The following is a 15999-nucleotide window of genomic DNA, read 5'->3' on the forward strand; positions in this document are numbered from 1 at the left end:
CCCCCTGCCCCCCATCCCGGCACTCAAAATCCCATTTCGCCTTTAGATAAAGGCGTTCTACTTCTGCGAAGGTAAAATACAGTAGTTGACCAACAGTGCCGATTGCCCCGAGCATTTTGAAATTTTGAACGAGTTTTATCTCGCTTACCAGGGCAGTTTCATGTCCATTTCGGACACCACCGGCACCGATTCCTTGATGTAGATTTCGGTCGTGCTGCCGTCGACGTGCACAAGCCTATCCTGGATGGTCTGCTTGCTCTTTCCCTTCTTCGCGGCGTCGGTGGCTCCGAGCGCACGCAGACCCTTGAACTGCACGTCCTCGGTGATCTTGGCACGCTCCCCTTCCTGTCCCACATCGAGAACAGGCCATTTTTTCGAATACGGCTTGCCTGCGTGCTTCTTGGAGCGCGTCAGCTTGGGGACCAGTGGCGCGTCATCACGCCCTTCACCTGGAACTCTTCGAAGTCGTCCGCAATGAGATTGAGGTAGGCGGAATACTGCTTCTGCACTTCTTCACTGTACCGCCCCAGCTTGCGTATCTTGAACTCCTGGCATAGGTGGGGAATGTCCGCCTTGTCGCACTGGCGCTCACCCAGCAGCTTACCCAGGGCGACCAACATGGCGGCCTCTCCATTCCCTTCGCCAGTGCCCAGGCCGGCCAGCCGTATCCAGAACTTCATTTTGCCGTCGGACGGATCTCGGATTTTTTCGGGCAACAAGAATTTGTAGGCGTTGGCCTTGACGTAGAACCGTGCAGGCAGACCACAGTTGGTTTTGCGCTTGCGGCTCATTTTCCGGACGATTTCAAAGTGGGGCCAGGCGCGGCCAGGTTCGCCGTCGGCGCCATGGTGTGCATGCGCAGCACGCAGACGGTGTTATCGTGCCGGCGGCGCGCCGGGATGCCGAGTTCTTTCAGGGCGCGCAGCTGCTCGTGGGCACGCCGATAGTGCGTGATATCGTAAATTCCCTCGGGGATCAGCTCTGTTTTCATCGCTTCCTCACTTTACATTGTATGCACACCACCTGCTCACCTTCAAACTGGGCGACCGACCGACGCCTTCGGCAAACCACGCACACCCGCTGCGGCGACACATATCAGGGGCAACTGGCCCGGTTCGACGCGGTGCTGGCCGCGTGATGTTGCGGCGTGGCGCATTTTTTTACTTCGTCGGCCTGCATGCTATCCTCGCTTTTTTCTGACGGAGACCCATATGACTTATCCAAAGCAACTCGAATATCGAAAAGCGGTACTCGAAAACGGTTACACCATTTACTACGAAGCTCATGAAACCAGCGACGGAACGAAATGGATGGGTTCTTATAAAGTGCTCAAGGCTTCTCTGGTATTGATCGGGGCTGCTGTCGGAAACACGTTTGACTCGGAGGCAGAGGCTGAATTGCATGCACATGACTTGGCAGTCGAATACGTGGAAAAACACGTCGCCGAGAGTCAAGACTGAACACCTCCTGAGATGGCTATTGCATTCCGCCACCTCGCCGTCAGCCAACCTCTCATATCGCGCCATTCGGAGTGCGCATGCAGCCCGAGCTGAGGGCGCACCTTGAGAGCGCCGCAGAGCACTCAGGGCGCTCGATGAATGCGGAAATTGTGGCAAGACTTGAGCAAACCTTCGCGCCGCAAAAAACGAGCAGTGTTCCAGAGCGGCGAAAATTAGAGCTGGTTGCGGAGTATGCTTCCTGGTGCGATCGACACTCTCGTGATGTCCTCAAATCGTTCTAGGATTTTGCAAAGGCTTATTCCAATGCGGCCTTCAATCCGAATAGCGACATTGAATTTGTTGGTGATATCGGGGTTGTTAACGCTGCATACCTCAGCGAACTCTATGCAACCTGGGTCATGGAGCGCCCATCCCGCTTCCCGCACCTAGGCGACAGCGGCGGACGATCATCTGCCGGGCGTGACCTCTATGACCTCGTGAAGCTGATCGCTGAAGAATCTCACCGGCGCGGCGTCGGTGTGACTGTTACCTTCACCGCGCCAGGCGTTGAGTCTGAAAAGCAGAAGGCCCATCGGCGCTTAGTTCGCCGAAGCGGTCTTCAAAAAAACTCCCCAAGGTTAGATAAACTAACCCCAGGGCATCCCCGAATCAGGGACTCCTTTGCGCCTCTTCATTGCCGCGGCCTGGGCCTGGTCGAGCACATCAATTCATCTGTTCTTGAACTATGTCGGCCCGACGCCCCGACGATGCTTTCAGCACATCATCTGCTCATCGGTGAGCGGGTTCAAAAAGCTACAGAGTGCAATAGTAGTTGCTTAGGTGCAGACATTCATGCGGTGAAACGTTATACTTTCACCATGCTCATTCCCCCTCCCTTGCTGCCAGCAATAGCTCAGCCACATGCCGGAAATCCGGTCCTGGCCGCCAAGGTCTGCGCACTGGAGGCTGCTCACTCCCTTCAACGTCAATGCACGCACAACTTGAGGCATCACATTGACGATATACCGACTGCGGTATAATGTTCAATCTAAGGACGCAACCAGAAGCCGCTGCCGACTTGCTCTCAATGGTGAAGCAAGGTGGGGCCTCAGCAACCCACGCCATGCGCATCGCGGCGATGATCGATGAGGTAAAAAAATCGGAAGAACTCTTGAACAATCTCCACACGGAGAGTTTCAGCGTCGATGACTTCGAGGTCGGGAAGTATTTAGAGTTTTGGAACGACGGGATTGACCTGTGGAAGATCAAACCTTTTAACTTTGACGAGTTGCACAAAAAATGGCACTCAATTCCGTACCGCATTTTGTATGCGTACGATATTCAATGCACCACATTTCGAATTCTCGGGATAGTTCCTCGCAGTTTCAACTATGACGCCAATCATGCACTCACAAAACGGATTATTAAAACCTACATTGATTTGGGACTCCCAAGGCATAAGGTCATTAAACCAACCAAGCGTATCAACAAATGAGTTGAAGCATCGGCAAGTTGCAACTATCAAAGCTGAGCGTCATGACCTATCTCTTGATTCGGATGAATTAATCTCCATGCTGACAGCAGCCGCGGGAAGTGAAAAGCCGATCGAAAACGCTCGAAAATGGCTTTCGAGTGGTTGGCACCAACAGGGCGGCCTTAAGGCAATCCGGCTTGCGCTGGGAATGTCACAAGCCCAACTGGCTAGCGCATCGGGCATGTTGCAACCCCACATTAGCGACATCGAGAACGGTAAGAGACGGCCCGAATACAACAATGCATTTGAAATCGCAACCGCCTTGAACTTAACCGTGCCAGAGTTTTACGATGCATTTGATAAATCAAAGGGCGAAAAATGACTCCTGTCGTAAATGTTATATATTGCGACGATATCCGCGAGGAAGTGGGGGGTAAGTCCTCCTTGATGGGCGTTTACAATTCTGAATTTCGGTCTAATAACATGCCATTTGTTATTCCGAAGCTATGCATGCAGATTCATATCAGGGTGCCCGTTGAAATGCCGCCTATTGACTTAAAGCTAGACATTGTAATTGGGGACACCCTTCTCGGCCAATCCTTTATTGGCAAGAGCGAGGTCCAACAAATGCTCGAGGAAATGGCAAACGGCGATATGAAGTTCGTTGTAATCGGTTTTATTTTCACTCATTTCCAGCTAGTCATAGAAAACGACACAAAAATAAGAGTTGTCGCGACCCTTGGTGAGGAGAGATACACGGGAAATGGATTGAAGATTTGCAAGTTCGCAGCGCCTGACACTATAACTAGCGCAACATCACCCCGCAAGCCGCTGCCTAAGCCCGCAAGGACCAAATCGCGTCCGGCAGTACCTAAAAAGGCCGCAAGTTCACAGTAGCTCTAATCGAATTTCGAGACCATGGAAAAATGAGATGCGCCATTGTCACCACCGCACCAGCTGCAGAGCCTGCTCCTCGGTAAAGCCCTCGGCGACCAGCGCCAGGAATTTCACCCGGGCCACGCGCGCCATAGTTCGATGAAATTCAATATGGCCGGCCCAGTTTTCTGTAATGGTGCGAATCGCCTGCGCCATAGCCACCTGCGGCTTGTCTTCGTCTTTCGGTTTCATCCTTCATCCTTTCGTTGAACGCGCCGGCGCGATGCCGGCGCCAAGTCCTTACGCTGCGGCAGCGACGCCCTTCCCTTCCAGCACGTCGAGAACGCTTGCCGACCACTTCACCTGTTGCACGGGCACGCCGGTGCCGTGGCGCTTTCCGGTGTCGAAGAGGCGCGAGTAGGTTTTGCCGGCGGCTGTGGGATCCCAGGTGGCGCCGGACTTCACCTGCAGGCCGGCGCCGGCCAAACGGTCATTGAACTTGCGGGCCGAGATGCCGATGCGCGCGCCGAGCTCCGTGGGCGTGAAGTACTGGGCATCCTGGTTGCGGCGACCAGGTGCTGCTGGCCGAAACCTTGCAGCAGGTCGCGGCCGGTCTCGGCGCGGACAAACTGGTTGGCGCTGATCGCAGCGGCATTCTGGTCAAGACCAAAAGCCTTTGCGGCACTCACCGCCAACGGCGCCATGCGCAACGCATCGAATGCGGGCTGAACGCCCGTCGCGCTATAGCCCCCGGACTTGCGAATCGCGGGCAGCACCTCGGACGTGACCCAGCGCTTGAACCGCTTTGCTTCCGCTTTAGTGGAACCCAGCACCAGTGCGTACATGCCGGACTCATTGACGTGATTCATCTGCTGCATGCCGCCCGGTGTGGGGGTGTCCAATTTCTGGACGTCCTCAGCATCGACGTGTGACTCCAGCGCTTGACGCGGATTTCCATACCCCAGAACGCGGCACAGGTCGGCAGCATTGAAATGAGGGCTTCCAGTAAGGTCAGTAAAGACGCGTATCTCCTGGCCTTGGAAGTCAAAGGGAGACCGAAACTAAACCTGAAATGAATAGAAAGCGAAAGACAAATCGCGGCCTACCTCGGCGCGTCTACATCAAGCACGGGGCCTACTTCTTCTGCCCTGTAGCGCCGACAGTAGACCCGCGAGCGCCCAATGCAGGCAGGAAGAAATGGATCAGGCTCGCAGCCTTCGCTGACGGCGAGCCTGCGATGCTGTCGGCTCTGACTGCGATCTTGGGTGGGCCGCTGAGCGCCGAGGGCTCCATGCCCTGGTGCTGCAGCGAGTTCAAGATGCGCATGCTTGGCGATTACACGAAGACGACCCAGGACGACTATGTGCGTTACCTAACAACGGTCGCAGATGTGTTTGAGCAGTTCCACGCGGCCGACGTCACCACCAAGGATTGGGCCGATTTCCTTCGCGCCAAGTTCAATGGCAAAGCCAACACAGCGAAAAAGGTCACCGCCCTGGGTGGAAAGCTATTCCGCTTCATCATTGGAGAGTTGGGCCTGCGCCCGGACAACCCCATCGACCAACTGGATATGTCGAGCTACAAGACGCGGACACGCACCGTTCTCGCGGCCCACGATCAAGTCATGGCTATTCGAACCGCCGGCGCCGTCGGTGTGGATGGCCGCCAGACACGAAGCGGGCCGATATTCGCCTGTATCATCGATATGACCTACCTGTGCTGGCAGCGCGCGAAGGACATCCGAACACTAGAGGAGGTTCAAATCAAACCTCTCAGCGGAGGCGGCCTGGTCGGGGGTTCAATAACTTTTGAACCGAGTAAAACGAAGGTAAGCAGCGGCTTGGCCGTTGAAATCGTGATCACGCCCGCAATCGCAAAGGTGATCGAGCGGGCACGCGCGATAAAGCGTCAGCACCATATCGTCAGCGGCTACCTATTTCCCGCGACTGCAGGGAAACACGCTGGCCATCCCTACGCAAAGAGCGGCCTTTGTTCGATGTGGGATCGCGCCCGCGAGCGTGCGGTGACCGAGGCGAACAAAGAAGGCCGCGAGTTTGGTGCGCTGATTCAGTTCAAGGATTTGCAGGCCCTGGGTGCAACAGATGCGGCGGCACGCGGCGAAGACCTTGGGGAAATTCAGAAGCGCTTGGTGCACACGTCCGGAGACACCACCGGTATATACATCAAGAAGGTCATTCCAAAGGTCTCGGACCTAGCAATCGACCTACCGTGGAGCGATCTCAAACCCCAGAAATGACAAACCCACCGCAGCAGTATTAGACATGCGTCTAATATACAGTGGTGGGTTTATGTACAGCTTGCGCCGTATGTCATTGAATCTAATGGTCGGGGCGAGAAGATTCGAACTTCCGACCCCCTGCACCCCATGCAGGTACGCTACCAGGCTGCGCTACGCCCCGACGAGCTGCGAATTATAACAGACAGATTTGAATTTTTGTCATACTTGCTGCACACTTATTGAATTGCCTGTTTTTTGCGCATCTCATGCCTCTTTCCACTGCATTGCTGGCGCGCGCCGCCGAACTCCTGCAACAAGCCGATGGTCTGATCGTGGCCGCCGGCGCCGGCATGGGCGTCGATTCCGGCCTGCCCGATTTCCGCGGCAACAGCGGCTTCTGGCAAGCCTATCCCGCGCTGGGACGGGCGCGCATGGATTTCGCCAGCGCCGCTTCACCCCGCACTTTCGAACAAGATCCAACGCTGGCCTGGGGCTTTTACGGCCATCGCCTGGCGCTGTACCGGAACACCGAGCCGCACGCGGGTTTCGGCCTACTGCGCGCCTGGGCCGAACGCATGCCGCAGGGCTGCGCCGTCTTCACCAGCAATGTCGACGGACAGTTCCAAAAGGCGGGCTTCGATGCGCAGCGCATCTACGAATGCCACGGCTCCATCCACCACCTGCAATGCCTGGACTCTTGCAGTCAGGCGATCTGGGAGGCCGACGCCTTCACGCCGCAGGTGAATGCAGACACCTGCCGCCTGCTTAACGCGGCGCCGGCCTGCCCCCATTGCGGCGGACTGGCGCGGCCGAATATCCTGATGTTCAGCGACTGGAACTGGATCGAGCGCCGCAGCGCGGCGCAGGCCGGACGCCTGCAATCCTGGCTGGAACGGGTGCAGCACCCGCTGGTGATCGAACTGGGCGCCGGAACGGCCGTGCCCTCGGTGCGCCATTTCACCCAGCATATAGTGCATAGCCATGGCGGACGCCTGATCCGCATCAATCCGCGCGAGCCGGATGTGGCCGACCGGCACGATGTAGGATTGGCGGCTGGCGCGCTCGAAGGCCTGCTGGCCATCGAGCGCTCGCTGCCGGCGGCGGAGTAAAGGAATTAGACGATTTTCACCGTCAGGCTGCCCAGGCCATCGACGCTGCCCACCAGGGTCTGCCCCGGCTTGACCGGGCCCACGCCTTCCGGCGTGCCGCTGAAAATCAGATCGCCCGGCTCCAGCCGGAACAGGGTCGAAAGATTGGCGATGGTTTCGCTGACGGACCAGATCAAATGGCTGATATGACTGGACTGCTTGCGCTCACCATCCACGTCCAACGTGATGGCGGCCTGGCCGATATCGCCCGCGTCTTCCACACGATGCAAAAGGCCGATAGGGGCGGAAAAATCGAAGGCCTTGCCGATTTCCCACGGCCGTCCGCTGTCGCGCATCTTGAACTGCAGGTCGCGCCGCGTCATGTCAAAGCCCACTGCATAGCCGAAGATATGCTCGGCCGCGTCGGCCACGGCGATATCGCTGCCGCCCTTGCCGATGGCCACCACCAGCTCGCACTCGTAATGATAATTCGCGGTCTGCGGCGGATACGGCAGTTCGGCCGTGACGCCAGCGGCCACCGGCACGATGGCGCGCGCGTCGTTCGGCTTGCAGAAGAAGAATGGCGGTTCGCGCTCCGGGTCGGAACCCATTTCGCGCGCATGGCCGGCATAGTTGCGGCCCACGCAGTAGACGCGGCGCACCGGGAACAGCGCCGCGCTGCCCGCCACCGGCAGGCCGACGGCCTGCTGAGGAGAGAAAACGAAGTTGCTCATGACAAGTCCTGTTAAACCAAAACAGGCAGTTTAACTGAACAACAGAGCCCTCAGAGCAACCTTGAAGGACTCGCTCAGCGCATCCCGGTCCAGGTCCGGATTGTGCAGCAGGCGCAGGGGCAAGCCCTGGTACATGGCGATCAGCACCTCCATGCGTCCGTCGATGGTGGCGTCATCGGTGCTCAGGCCGCGCGCTTCCCGGCAGCGCCTGAGCAAGCCGCCGAACTGCTCGCGTGAGACGCGGTCGCCTTCCTGCACGCGCAAAGCGATCTTGTCGTTGCGCGAAGCTTCCGCGCTGATTTCAAGATACAGCTTCCAGTTCACCGGCTCCAGGCTTTCATCCACATGCTCGCGCGTGGTGTCCACCATCTCCTGCAGGGGGTCCTCGGCCTGGCCCAGCTCCCCCAGCAGTTCCCCCACGCGCTCGGTATCGAGTTCGATGAAGGCACTGATGATTTCATCCTTGCCCGAGAAGTAATTGTAGATATGGCCGGCGCTCATCCCGGCCACCTTCGAAATCTCGGCCATGCTGGCGGCGTGGAAGCCGCGGCGCGCAAAACACTGCGCCGCCGCGTCCAGCACCTGCTCGCGGCGCTGCTGCGCGCGCTCCGGATTGTAATGTCGTTTTTCTGTGCTGCTCATGGCGTCATCTGGCAAATAAATAAGCTTGAAGACATCATTTTATCCTTGCCAGCCGCCGCCCAGCACCTTGTACAGGGTGACTTGATTAGAGGCTTTTGCCAAACGCGCGCCAATCAAGCCTTGCTGGGCCGAGTACAGGGCGCGTTGCGACACCAGGGCGTTCAGATAGGAATCCGTCCCCTTGCGGTAGCGCGCCTCGTGGATGCGGTAGCTCTTTTCCGAGGCCTGGGCCAGCGCCGTCTGCGACGTCAGGCGCTCGTCCAGCGTGCCGCGCTGAGCCAGGGCATCGGCCACTTCGCGGAACGCCGACTGAATCGACTTCTCGTAGCGCGCCACGGCGATGTCGCGGTCGGCCTTGGCGATGTCGAGGCGGGCGCGGTTGGCGCCGCCGTCGAAGATCGGCAAATTCAGCTGGGGCATGAAGCTCCAGGTGCCGGAACCGGCTTTGAACAGGCCGGACAAGGCGCTGCTCGCGCTGCCCGCCGACGCCGTCAGCGAGATACTGGGGAAGAAGGCGGCGCGCGCCACGCCGATATTGGCGTTGGCCGCCTGCAGGCTGCGCTCCGCTTCCAGCACGTCGGGACGGCGCTGCAGCACGTCCGACGGCAAGCCTTCCGGCAGTTCCGCCAGGCGCGTCACCGCGTCCAGCGCGCCGGACGGCTGCAAGTCCGCCGGCAAGGGGGAACCGACCAGCAGGGCAAGCGCGTTTTCGCCTGCCGCTACCTGGGCGGTGTACAGGGCCATATCGTTGCGGGCCGCTTCCACGCTGGTCTGGGCTTCATACATGTCCAGACCGGAGGTGGCGCCCGCCTCGAAACGGCGTTTGCTCAGTTCATAGCTGATCTGCTGGTTCTTCAGCGTGTCCTGCGCCAGGCGCAAGTGTTCGCGGTCGGCCGCCAGCGTCAGCCAGGCGTTGGCCACTTCCGACACCAGCGTGATCTGCTGGGCACGGCGCGCTTCCACCGTGCCCAGATACTGCTGCTGGGCGCTTTCCGACAGATTGCGCAGCTTGCCGAAGAAGTCCAGCTCATAGGCCGCCAGGGCCAGGCCGCCGCTGTACTGGCGCTGGATCACGCCGTCGCCACCCGGCGTCATATTGTCGGCGGTGCGAGTGGCGTTCTGGCCGCCGGCCACCGAGACTTTCGGCAGCAGGGCCGAACGCTCGATGCCGTACTGGGCGCGCGCCTTCTCGATATTCAAGGTCGAAACGCGCAGGTCGCGGTTGTTCTTCAGCGCCAGCTCAATCACTTGGCGCAGCTTGTCGTCGGCGAAGAACTCGCGCCACTCGATATTGGCGGCGGCGCGGCTCTCGCTGCTGGCGGCCGGCTTGTAGGCATCGCCTTGGGGCCAGGCCTGGGTCACCGGGGCGTCCGGGCGCTGGTACACCGGCGCCAGGCTGCAACCGCTCAGCAGCGCCAGCGCGGCCAGGGTAAGAATCGTCTTTTTCATCATCATTCAGCTTCCAAAACAGGGGCCGGCGCGGCCTTGGCGCGCTTGGCGAACAGGCTGCGCACCAGCACGAAGAATACCGGCACGAAGAAGATACCGAGGAAGGTGGCCGTCAGCATCCCGCCCAACACACCCACGCCGATCGCGTTCTGGCTGCCGGAACCGGCGCCATTGGCGATGGCCAGCGGCAGCACGCCGAGGCCGAAGGCGATGGAGGTCATCAGGATCGGACGCAGACGCATGCGCACCGCCTGCAGCGTCGCTTCGCGCAGCTCGACACCCTTCTCTTGCAGCTCCTTGGCGAATTCCACGATCAGGATCGCGTTCTTGGCCGACAGACCGACCACGGTCAACAGGCCGACCTGGAAGTAGACGTCGTTCGACATATGCAGGCCCCAGGTGGCCAGCACCGTGCCGATCACGCCCAGCGGCACCACCAGCATCACCGAGAACGGCACCGACCAGCTTTCATACAGCGCGGCCAGGCACAGGAACACGATCAGCAGCGACAGCGCATACAGGGTGGTGGTCTGGGAACCGGCGTCGCGCTCTTCCAGCGACAGGCCGCTCCATTCCAGGCCGATGCCGGCCGGCAGCTGCTTCGCCATCTTCTCGATTTCGGCCATGGCCACGCCCGAACTCACGCCCGGCGCCGGCATGCCCAGGATCTGCACCGAGGACACGCCGTTATAGCGTTCCAGACGCGGCGACGCGTAAATCCATTCGCCGTTGGTGAAGGCGGAGAACGGCACCATCTCACCGCGCACATTGCGCACGAACCATTTGTCCAGGTCTTCCGGACGCATGCGCGAATCGGCCTGGCCCTGCATGAACACCTTCTTCACGCGGCCGCGGTCGACGAAATCGTTGATGTAGGCGCTGCCCCAGCCGGTGCTCAGCACATCGTTGACTTCGGCGATGGACAGGCCCAGGGCCGTGGCCTTCTGCTGGTCGACGGTGATCTTGTACTGCGGCGTATCTTCCTGGCCGTTGGGGCGCACCGCCATCAGCTTCGGATTCTGCGCAGCCATGCCGAGCAGCTGGTTGCGCGCTTCCATCAGCTTGGCCGCACCGACGCCGGCGCGGTCCTGCAGTTGCAGGTCGAAGCCGCTGGCGTTACCCAGTTCCAGCACGGCCGGCGGGGCGAAGGCGAACACCATGGCGTCACGGATCTGCGACAGCGAGGCCATGGCGCGTCCAGCCACCTGGTCCACGCGCAGTTCGGCACCCTTGCGCTCTTCCCAGTCCTTCAGCTTGACGAAGGCGATACCGGTGTTCTGGCCATTGCCGCCGAAGCTGAAGCCAGCCACGGTGAAGATGGAGGACACGGCCTTTTTCTCGTCTTCGAGGAAGTGGTGCTCGACCTGCTCGATCACGTTCAGCGTGCGCTGCTGGGTGGCGCCGGTCGGCAGCTGGACCTGGGCGAACAGCACGCCCTGGTCTTCGTCCGGCAGGAAGGAGGTCGGCAGGCGCATGAAGACCACGCCCAGCACCAGCACCAGCACCGCATACATGGCCATGGAACGGCCGCTGCGCTTGATCATGGAACCGACCCAGCCCTGGTAGCCGGTGGTGCTGCGCTCAAAGACGCGGTTGAACCAGCCGAAGAAGCCGGTGGTCGCCATATGGTGGCCTTTTTCCACCGGTTTCAGGAAGGTCGCGCACAGCGCCGGCGTGAACACCATCGCCACGATCACCGACAGCACCATGGAGGACACGATGGTGATCGAGAACTGGCGGTAAATCACGCCGGTGGAGCCGCCGAAGAAGGCCATCGGCACGAACACGGCGGACAGCACCAGGGCGATGCCCACCAGGGCGCCGGTGATCTGGCCCATGGACTTACGCGTCGCTTCCTTGGGCGGCAAGCCCTCTTCCGTCATCACGCGCTCGACGTTTTCCACCACCACGATGGCGTCATCCACCAGCAGGCCGATGGCCAGCACCATGGCGAACATGGTCAGGGTGTTGATCGAATAGCCCAGCGCCGACAGCACGCCGAAAGTCCCCAGCAGCACGACCGGCACGGCCATGGTCGGGATCAGGGTGGCGCGGAAATTCTGCAGGAACAGGTACATCACCAGGAACACCAGGACGATCGCCTCGGCCAGGGTTTTCACCACTTCCTGGATCGAGATCTTGACGAAGGGCGAGGTGTCGAAGGCCACCACAGCCTTCATCCCTTTCGGGAACTGTGGGCTCATCTGGTCCACGCGTTCCTGCACCAGCCGCGCCGTTTTCAGGGCGTTGGCGCCGGTGGCCAGCTTGATGGCGATGCCGGCGGCCGGCTTGCCGTTGAAACGCGCCACGAAGTTGTAGTTCTCCGCGCCCAGGGCCATGGTGGCGACGTCGCGCAGGTGCACGGTGGCGCCGCTGGCGGCGGTCTTCAGCAGGATGGCGCCGAACTGCTCGGGGGTCTGCAGGCGGCTTTGCGCCGTGACGGTGGCGTTCAACTGCTGGCCCGGCACGGAAGGCGCGCCGCCCAGCTCACCGGCCGACACTTCGGCATTCTGCGCGCGGATGGCGTTGGCCACGTCGGCCGGGGTCAGTTGATAGCTGTGCAGCTTGGCCGGGTCAAGCCAGATGCGCATGGCGTACTGGGAACCGAACTGGATCACCTCGCCCACGCCTTCGACACGGGCCAGAGAATCGATCACGCTGGCGGCCACATAGTCGCTCAAGTCGTCCTGGTTCATCTTGCCGTCTTCGGACACGAAGCCCAGCACCACCAGGAAGTTATCGGTGGCTTTCGACACCACCAGACCCTGTTGGGTCACGGCGGCCGGCAGCAGCGGGGTCGCCAGCTGCAGCTTGTTCTGCACCTGCACCTGGGCGATGTCCGGATTGGTGCCGTTGCGGAAGGTCAGCTTGATGCTGATGCCGCCGGTCGAATCGCTGGTCGAGGACATATAGCGCAAGCCGTCGATGCCCTTCATCTTCTGTTCGATGACCTGGGTCACGGCGTCTTCCACCGTCTTGGCCGAAGCGCCCGGATAGGAACCGGCAATGCTGATCGACGGCGGCGCGATGTCGGGATACTGCGACACCGGCAGGCCGAGGATGGCCATCACCCCGCCCAGCATGATTACGATTGCGATCACCCACGCAAAGATGGGGCGATCAATAAAGAAACGAGCCATTTATTATTCTCCGAGATCAGTGCGCTGCCTTGGCAGGTTCCGCTGCCGCCGTTGCCGCCGCTTTCTTGGCGATGGTGGCGGGCGCGCCAGGCTGCACTTTTTGCACGCCTTCGACGATCACGCGGTCGCCCGCGGCCAGGCCGGTTTTCACCAGCCATTTGTCGCCGAAGGTGCCGCCGGTGGCCAGCACGCGCTGTTCGACCTTGCCTTCCTTGTTCAGCACCAGGGCCGTGGCTTCGCCGCGCTGGTTGCGCGTGATGCCCTGCATCGGCACGGCGATGGCTTTTTCATCGACACCGTTTTCCAGCACGGCGCGCACGAACATGCCAGGCAGCAGATCATGTTTTGGATTGGGGAACAGGGCGCGCAGGGTGACGTTGCCGGTGCCCGGATCGACGCTCACCTCCGAGAACTGCAGCTTGCCCGCTTCGGCGTACTTGCTGCCGTCGGCCAGGATCAGGGTCACGCGCGGCTGGCTGCCCTCTTTCTTCAGATTGCCGCTGTCCATCTGCTTTTTCAGGCGCAGCAGCTCTTCGCTGGACTGGGTCACGTCGACATAAATCGGGTCCAGCTGCTGCACCGTGGTCAGGGCATTGGGCTGGCCGGCCGTCACCAGGGCGCCCGGCGTCACGCTGGAACGGGCGATGCGGCCGCTGATCGGGGCCGCCACCGTGGTGTAGCTCAGATTGATGCGCGCCGTTTCCAGCGCGGCCGTTGCCGCTTCCACCTCGGCCTTGGCCTGCTCGTGCACGGCCACGGCGTCGTCATAGTCCTGGCGGCTCACGCCTTCGATCGCCAGCAGTTCCTTGTAGCGCGCCACTTTCGGGCCGCTGGTCATCAGGTTGGCCTTGGCCTTGGCCAGGCTGGCCTTGGCGGAATTGAAACTGGCCTGGAATTGGGCCGGGTCGATCTGGTACAGGGCGGCGCCGGCCTTGACGTCGGTGCCTTCGGTGAACAGGCGTTTTTGCACCAGGCCGCCGACCTGCGGACGCACTTCAGCCACCTGGTAGGCGGCGGTGCGGCCCGGCAGCTCGGTGGTGATGTTCAGGGCGGCCGGGGCCACGGTGTACACGCCCACTTCCGCTGGCGGCATCTGGGCGGCGGCATCGGCGCCGCCTTGGGCGTCGGACTTGCCGCAACCGGCCGCCAGCGCCGCGACCGCCAGGACAATCGCGCTACCCGCCACCCGTGGGAATGGAGTCGAAAAGAGAGTCGTCATATCTTGCCTTTTATTAACAAATCATTCGGATGAACGATAGAATGAACGATCATTCTAAATGTGTCAAGCGATTCTTTCTTGGTCAAATCGGCAAACTTAGGTGAAAAACACGGGCAAATCGAATCGAAAACCCCGATTTTGCGAACTCCGATAGACTTTCTATAGAGTGCATTGATAAGGCTGCCGAGCATGGAAAATCAAAACAGCGATACCTTTCGCCGCCTGTCGACGGGTGTGCCGGGCTTGGATACGGTACTGGCCGGCGGCCTGACGCGCGACCGGCTCTACCTGGTGGAAGGCGAACCGGGCACCGGCAAGACCACGCTGGCCCTGCAATTTCTCAACGAGGGCGTGCGCCAGGGCGAGTCGGGGCTCTACATCACCCTGGCCGAGACGGCGGTCGAGCTACGCGCGGTGGCCGCCGCGCATGGCTGGGATATGGCGGGCATCGCCATCGAGGAAATCCTGCCGGATGAAAACTCGCTGGCGCCCGACCAGCAATACACGATCTTCCACCCGTCCGAAATCGAATTGGGCCTGACCAGCCAGCGCATTGTGGCCGCCATCGAGCGCACGCGCCCGGTGCGCGTGGTGCTCGACTCCCTGTCCGAACTGCAGCTACTGGCCGAAAACGCGCTGCGCTACCGGCGCCACGTGCTGGCGCTGAAGCAGTACCTGTCCAGCCGCTGCTGCACCACCATCTTCCTCGACGACCGCACCGCGCTCAGCACCGACCTCCAGGTGCGCAGCGTGGCCCATGGCGTGATCACGCTCGACGTGGCGCACCAGGCCTACGGCGGCGAGCGGCGCCGCCTGCGCGTGGTCAAGTACCGCGGCATCGCCTTCGCCGGCGGCGCGCACGACTACCGCATCGCCACCGGCGGGCTGCGCGTCTATCCGCGCCTGGTGGCGGCCGAGAGCCGCGTGTCCGACACCCGGCGGCAGCTCTCCAGCGGCTTGGCATCGCTGGACCAGCTGCTGGGCGGCGGCCTGGAAGAAGGCATGAGTACCCTCATCACCGGACCGGCCGGCAGCGGCAAATCGACGCTGTCCACCCAGTTCGTGGCCGCCGCGGCGGCGCGCGGCGAGCCCTGCGCCATGTTCCTGTTCGAAGAGTCGCGCAATAATCTGCTGAACCGCAGCGACGCCCTCGGCATGAATCTGAGCGGCCTGGTACGCGGCGGCCTGCTCACCGTGCAGCAGATCGACCCGGCCGAACTGTCGCCCGGCCAGTTCAGCCAGGCGGTGGTCGACGCCGCCGGCGACGGCGCGCGCATCATCGTCATCGACAGCTTGAACGGCTATATGAACGCGGTGCCGGACGAGCGCTTCATGGCCACCTACCTGCACGAGCTGCTGACCTATCTGGGCCAGCGCGGCGTGGTCACCATCGTGGTGGCGGTGCAATCCGGGGTGCTGGGGCACCAGTACGGCAGCAGCGGCGTGGATGCCAGCTATATCGCCGACAATGTGATCATGCTGCGCTACTTCGAGACCCAGGGCACGCTGAAACAGGCGATCTCGGTGGCCAAGAAACGGGGCAGCAGCCATGAACGCACCATCCGCGCCTTCGCCGTGGAGCACCAGGGGGTTGCTGTCGGCCATGTGCTGCAAGATTTCCACGGCATCCTGACCGGGGTGCCGCGCATTCTGCCTGCGGCCGCGCTCAACCAGCCCAAGGCAGCGGAAGACTGACACC

At 61.1% G+C, this 15999-nt stretch carries 19 protein-coding genes and 1 tRNA gene; 8 read left to right on the plus strand and 12 right to left on the minus strand.

Annotated features, from left to right (window positions below):
- Window positions 1-144: 144 nt before the first annotated feature.
- The 3 genes from FHS03_RS09510 to FHS03_RS09520 are packed head-to-tail and all read right to left on the minus strand — an operon-like array spanning window position 145 to window position 991.
- The gene (locus tag FHS03_RS09510; protein WP_183440746.1) at window positions 145-354 is read right to left on the minus strand and encodes a site-specific integrase; all 210 of its coding nucleotides are present in this window, start codon (window positions 352-354) and stop codon (window positions 145-147) included.
- Between the two features lie 56 nt (window positions 355-410).
- A complete protein-coding gene (locus tag FHS03_RS09515; protein WP_183440747.1) occupies window positions 411-791 on the minus strand; it encodes a hypothetical protein in 381 nt (126 codons plus the stop codon).
- Window positions 788-991 (minus strand): DUF4224 domain-containing protein, encoded by a 204-nt coding sequence (locus FHS03_RS09520; protein ID WP_183440748.1) that lies wholly within the window; start codon window positions 989-991, stop codon window positions 788-790. The genes FHS03_RS09515 and FHS03_RS09520 overlap by 4 nt, the downstream gene beginning before the upstream one ends.
- Window positions 992-1211: 220 nt before the next feature.
- Between FHS03_RS09520 and FHS03_RS09525 the strand changes: the two genes are divergently transcribed.
- The 5 genes from FHS03_RS09525 (at window position 1212) to FHS03_RS09545 (ending at window position 3810) form a co-directional block, all read left to right on the plus strand.
- Window positions 1212-1460: a hypothetical protein gene (locus FHS03_RS09525; protein WP_183440749.1), complete on the plus strand. Its 249-nt coding sequence runs from the start codon at window positions 1212-1214 to the stop codon at window positions 1458-1460.
- Between the two features lie 77 nt (window positions 1461-1537).
- Window positions 1538-1741, plus strand: a complete 204-nt coding sequence (locus FHS03_RS28625) for an Arc family DNA-binding protein (protein ID WP_183440750.1) — start codon at window positions 1538-1540, stop codon at window positions 1739-1741.
- A 737-nt stretch (window positions 1742-2478) separates the two neighbouring features.
- The gene (locus FHS03_RS09535) at window positions 2479-2934 is read left to right on the plus strand and encodes a hypothetical protein (RefSeq protein WP_183440751.1); all 456 of its coding nucleotides are present in this window, start codon (window positions 2479-2481) and stop codon (window positions 2932-2934) included.
- A gap of 1 nt (window position 2935) precedes the next feature.
- Entirely contained in the window at window positions 2936-3295 is a 360-nt protein-coding gene (locus FHS03_RS09540) for a helix-turn-helix domain-containing protein (protein WP_183440752.1), read from the plus strand.
- Window positions 3292-3810 carry a DUF6941 family protein gene (locus FHS03_RS09545; RefSeq protein ID WP_371871639.1) on the plus strand — a complete coding sequence of 173 codons (519 nt, stop codon included), beginning with the start codon at window positions 3292-3294 and terminating at the stop codon, window positions 3808-3810. The genes FHS03_RS09540 and FHS03_RS09545 overlap by 4 nt, the downstream gene beginning before the upstream one ends.
- 45 nt (window positions 3811-3855) lie before the next feature.
- Here the strand turns inward: FHS03_RS09545 and FHS03_RS09550 are convergent, their stop codons facing one another.
- The 3 genes from FHS03_RS09550 to FHS03_RS09560 are packed head-to-tail and all read right to left on the minus strand — an operon-like array spanning window position 3856 to window position 4817.
- Window positions 3856-4041: a hypothetical protein gene (locus tag FHS03_RS09550; RefSeq protein WP_183440754.1), complete on the minus strand. Its 186-nt coding sequence runs from the start codon at window positions 4039-4041 to the stop codon at window positions 3856-3858.
- Window positions 4042-4089: 48 nt separating this feature from the next.
- The gene (locus FHS03_RS09555; RefSeq protein WP_183440755.1) at window positions 4090-4275 is read right to left on the minus strand and encodes a hypothetical protein; all 186 of its coding nucleotides are present in this window, start codon (window positions 4273-4275) and stop codon (window positions 4090-4092) included.
- Complete coding sequence (locus tag FHS03_RS09560) at window positions 4251-4817, minus strand: BRO-N domain-containing protein (protein ID WP_183440886.1); 567 nt, start codon at window positions 4815-4817, stop codon at window positions 4251-4253. Before FHS03_RS09560 ends, FHS03_RS09555 begins: the two co-directional genes overlap by 25 nt.
- Before the next feature lie 209 nt (window positions 4818-5026).
- Here FHS03_RS09560 and FHS03_RS09565 point away from each other — a divergent pair, with 209 nt between their 5' ends.
- Window positions 5027-6046, plus strand: coding sequence for a site-specific integrase (locus tag FHS03_RS09565; RefSeq protein WP_183440756.1), 1020 nt, complete (start codon window positions 5027-5029; stop codon window positions 6044-6046).
- An 86-nt stretch (window positions 6047-6132) separates the two neighbouring features.
- On the opposite strand, the gene FHS03_RS09570 is transcribed toward FHS03_RS09565, so the two are convergent.
- A tRNA-Pro gene (locus FHS03_RS09570) sits at window positions 6133-6209 on the minus strand.
- An 85-nt stretch (window positions 6210-6294) separates the two neighbouring features.
- On the opposite strand from FHS03_RS09570, the gene FHS03_RS09575 reads away from it, so the two are divergent.
- Window positions 6295-7137: an SIR2 family NAD-dependent protein deacylase gene (locus tag FHS03_RS09575; RefSeq protein WP_183440757.1), complete on the plus strand. Its 843-nt coding sequence runs from the start codon at window positions 6295-6297 to the stop codon at window positions 7135-7137.
- Window positions 7138-7142: 5 nt separating this feature from the next.
- Here FHS03_RS09575 and FHS03_RS09580 read toward each other — a convergent pair whose 3' ends face one another.
- The 5 genes from FHS03_RS09580 to FHS03_RS09600 are packed head-to-tail and all read right to left on the minus strand — an operon-like array spanning window position 7143 to window position 14300.
- On the minus strand, window positions 7143-7850 hold the full coding sequence (locus tag FHS03_RS09580) for a fumarylacetoacetate hydrolase family protein (protein ID WP_183440758.1): 708 nt from the start codon (window positions 7848-7850) through the stop codon (window positions 7143-7145).
- A 30-nt stretch (window positions 7851-7880) separates the two neighbouring features.
- The gene (locus tag FHS03_RS09585) at window positions 7881-8492 is read right to left on the minus strand and encodes a TetR/AcrR family transcriptional regulator (RefSeq protein WP_183440759.1); all 612 of its coding nucleotides are present in this window, start codon (window positions 8490-8492) and stop codon (window positions 7881-7883) included.
- A gap of 39 nt (window positions 8493-8531) precedes the next feature.
- Entirely contained in the window at window positions 8532-9941 is a 1410-nt protein-coding gene (locus FHS03_RS09590) for an efflux transporter outer membrane subunit (protein ID WP_183440887.1), read from the minus strand.
- A 2-nt stretch (window positions 9942-9943) separates the two neighbouring features.
- Window positions 9944-13081 (minus strand): efflux RND transporter permease subunit, encoded by a 3138-nt coding sequence (locus FHS03_RS09595; protein ID WP_183440760.1) that lies wholly within the window; start codon window positions 13079-13081, stop codon window positions 9944-9946.
- 16 nt (window positions 13082-13097) lie between these two features.
- Entirely contained in the window at window positions 13098-14300 is a 1203-nt protein-coding gene (locus tag FHS03_RS09600; RefSeq protein ID WP_183440761.1) for an efflux RND transporter periplasmic adaptor subunit, read from the minus strand.
- Between the two features lie 189 nt (window positions 14301-14489).
- Between FHS03_RS09600 and FHS03_RS09605 the strand changes: the two genes are divergently transcribed.
- Window positions 14490-15995 carry an ATPase domain-containing protein gene (locus FHS03_RS09605; RefSeq protein ID WP_183440762.1) on the plus strand — a complete coding sequence of 502 codons (1506 nt, stop codon included), beginning with the start codon at window positions 14490-14492 and terminating at the stop codon, window positions 15993-15995.
- Window positions 15996-15999: the final 4 nt, after the last annotated feature.

The organism is Pseudoduganella violacea (assembly GCF_014191875.1).
Classification (GTDB): Bacteria; Pseudomonadota; Gammaproteobacteria; order Burkholderiales; family Burkholderiaceae_D; genus Rugamonas; species Rugamonas violacea_A.

Bases quoted from the DNA above. Each gene is read 5' to 3' on its own strand.
- FHS03_RS09515 (WP_183440747.1), bottom strand. From the start codon at position 791: ATGAGCCGCAAGCGCAAAACCAACTGTGGTCTGCCTGCACGGTTCTAC.
- FHS03_RS09520 (WP_183440748.1), bottom strand. From the start codon at position 991: ATGAAAACAGAGCTGATCCCCGAGGGAATTTACGATATCACGCACTAT.
- FHS03_RS09525 (WP_183440749.1), top strand. From the start codon at position 1,212: ATGACTTATCCAAAGCAACTCGAATATCGAAAAGCGGTACTCGAAAAC.
- FHS03_RS28625 (WP_183440750.1), top strand. From the start codon at position 1,538: ATGCAGCCCGAGCTGAGGGCGCACCTTGAGAGCGCCGCAGAGCACTCA.
- FHS03_RS09535 (WP_183440751.1), top strand. From the start codon at position 2,479: ATGTTCAATCTAAGGACGCAACCAGAAGCCGCTGCCGACTTGCTCTCA.
- FHS03_RS09545 (WP_371871639.1), top strand. From the start codon at position 3,292: ATGACTCCTGTCGTAAATGTTATATATTGCGACGATATCCGCGAGGAA.
- FHS03_RS09550 (WP_183440754.1), bottom strand. From the start codon at position 4,041: ATGAAACCGAAAGACGAAGACAAGCCGCAGGTGGCTATGGCGCAGGCG.
- FHS03_RS09565 (WP_183440756.1), top strand. From the start codon at position 5,027: ATGCTGTCGGCTCTGACTGCGATCTTGGGTGGGCCGCTGAGCGCCGAG.
- FHS03_RS09575 (WP_183440757.1), top strand. From the start codon at position 6,295: ATGCCTCTTTCCACTGCATTGCTGGCGCGCGCCGCCGAACTCCTGCAA.
- FHS03_RS09580 (WP_183440758.1), bottom strand. From the start codon at position 7,850: ATGAGCAACTTCGTTTTCTCTCCTCAGCAGGCCGTCGGCCTGCCGGTG.
- FHS03_RS09585 (WP_183440759.1), bottom strand. From the start codon at position 8,492: ATGAGCAGCACAGAAAAACGACATTACAATCCGGAGCGCGCGCAGCAG.
- FHS03_RS09590 (WP_183440887.1), bottom strand. From the start codon at position 9,941: ATGAAAAAGACGATTCTTACCCTGGCCGCGCTGGCGCTGCTGAGCGGT.
- FHS03_RS09595 (WP_183440760.1), bottom strand. From the start codon at position 13,081: ATGGCTCGTTTCTTTATTGATCGCCCCATCTTTGCGTGGGTGATCGCA.
- FHS03_RS09600 (WP_183440761.1), bottom strand. From the start codon at position 14,300: ATGACGACTCTCTTTTCGACTCCATTCCCACGGGTGGCGGGTAGCGCG.
- FHS03_RS09605 (WP_183440762.1), top strand. From the start codon at position 14,490: ATGGAAAATCAAAACAGCGATACCTTTCGCCGCCTGTCGACGGGTGTG.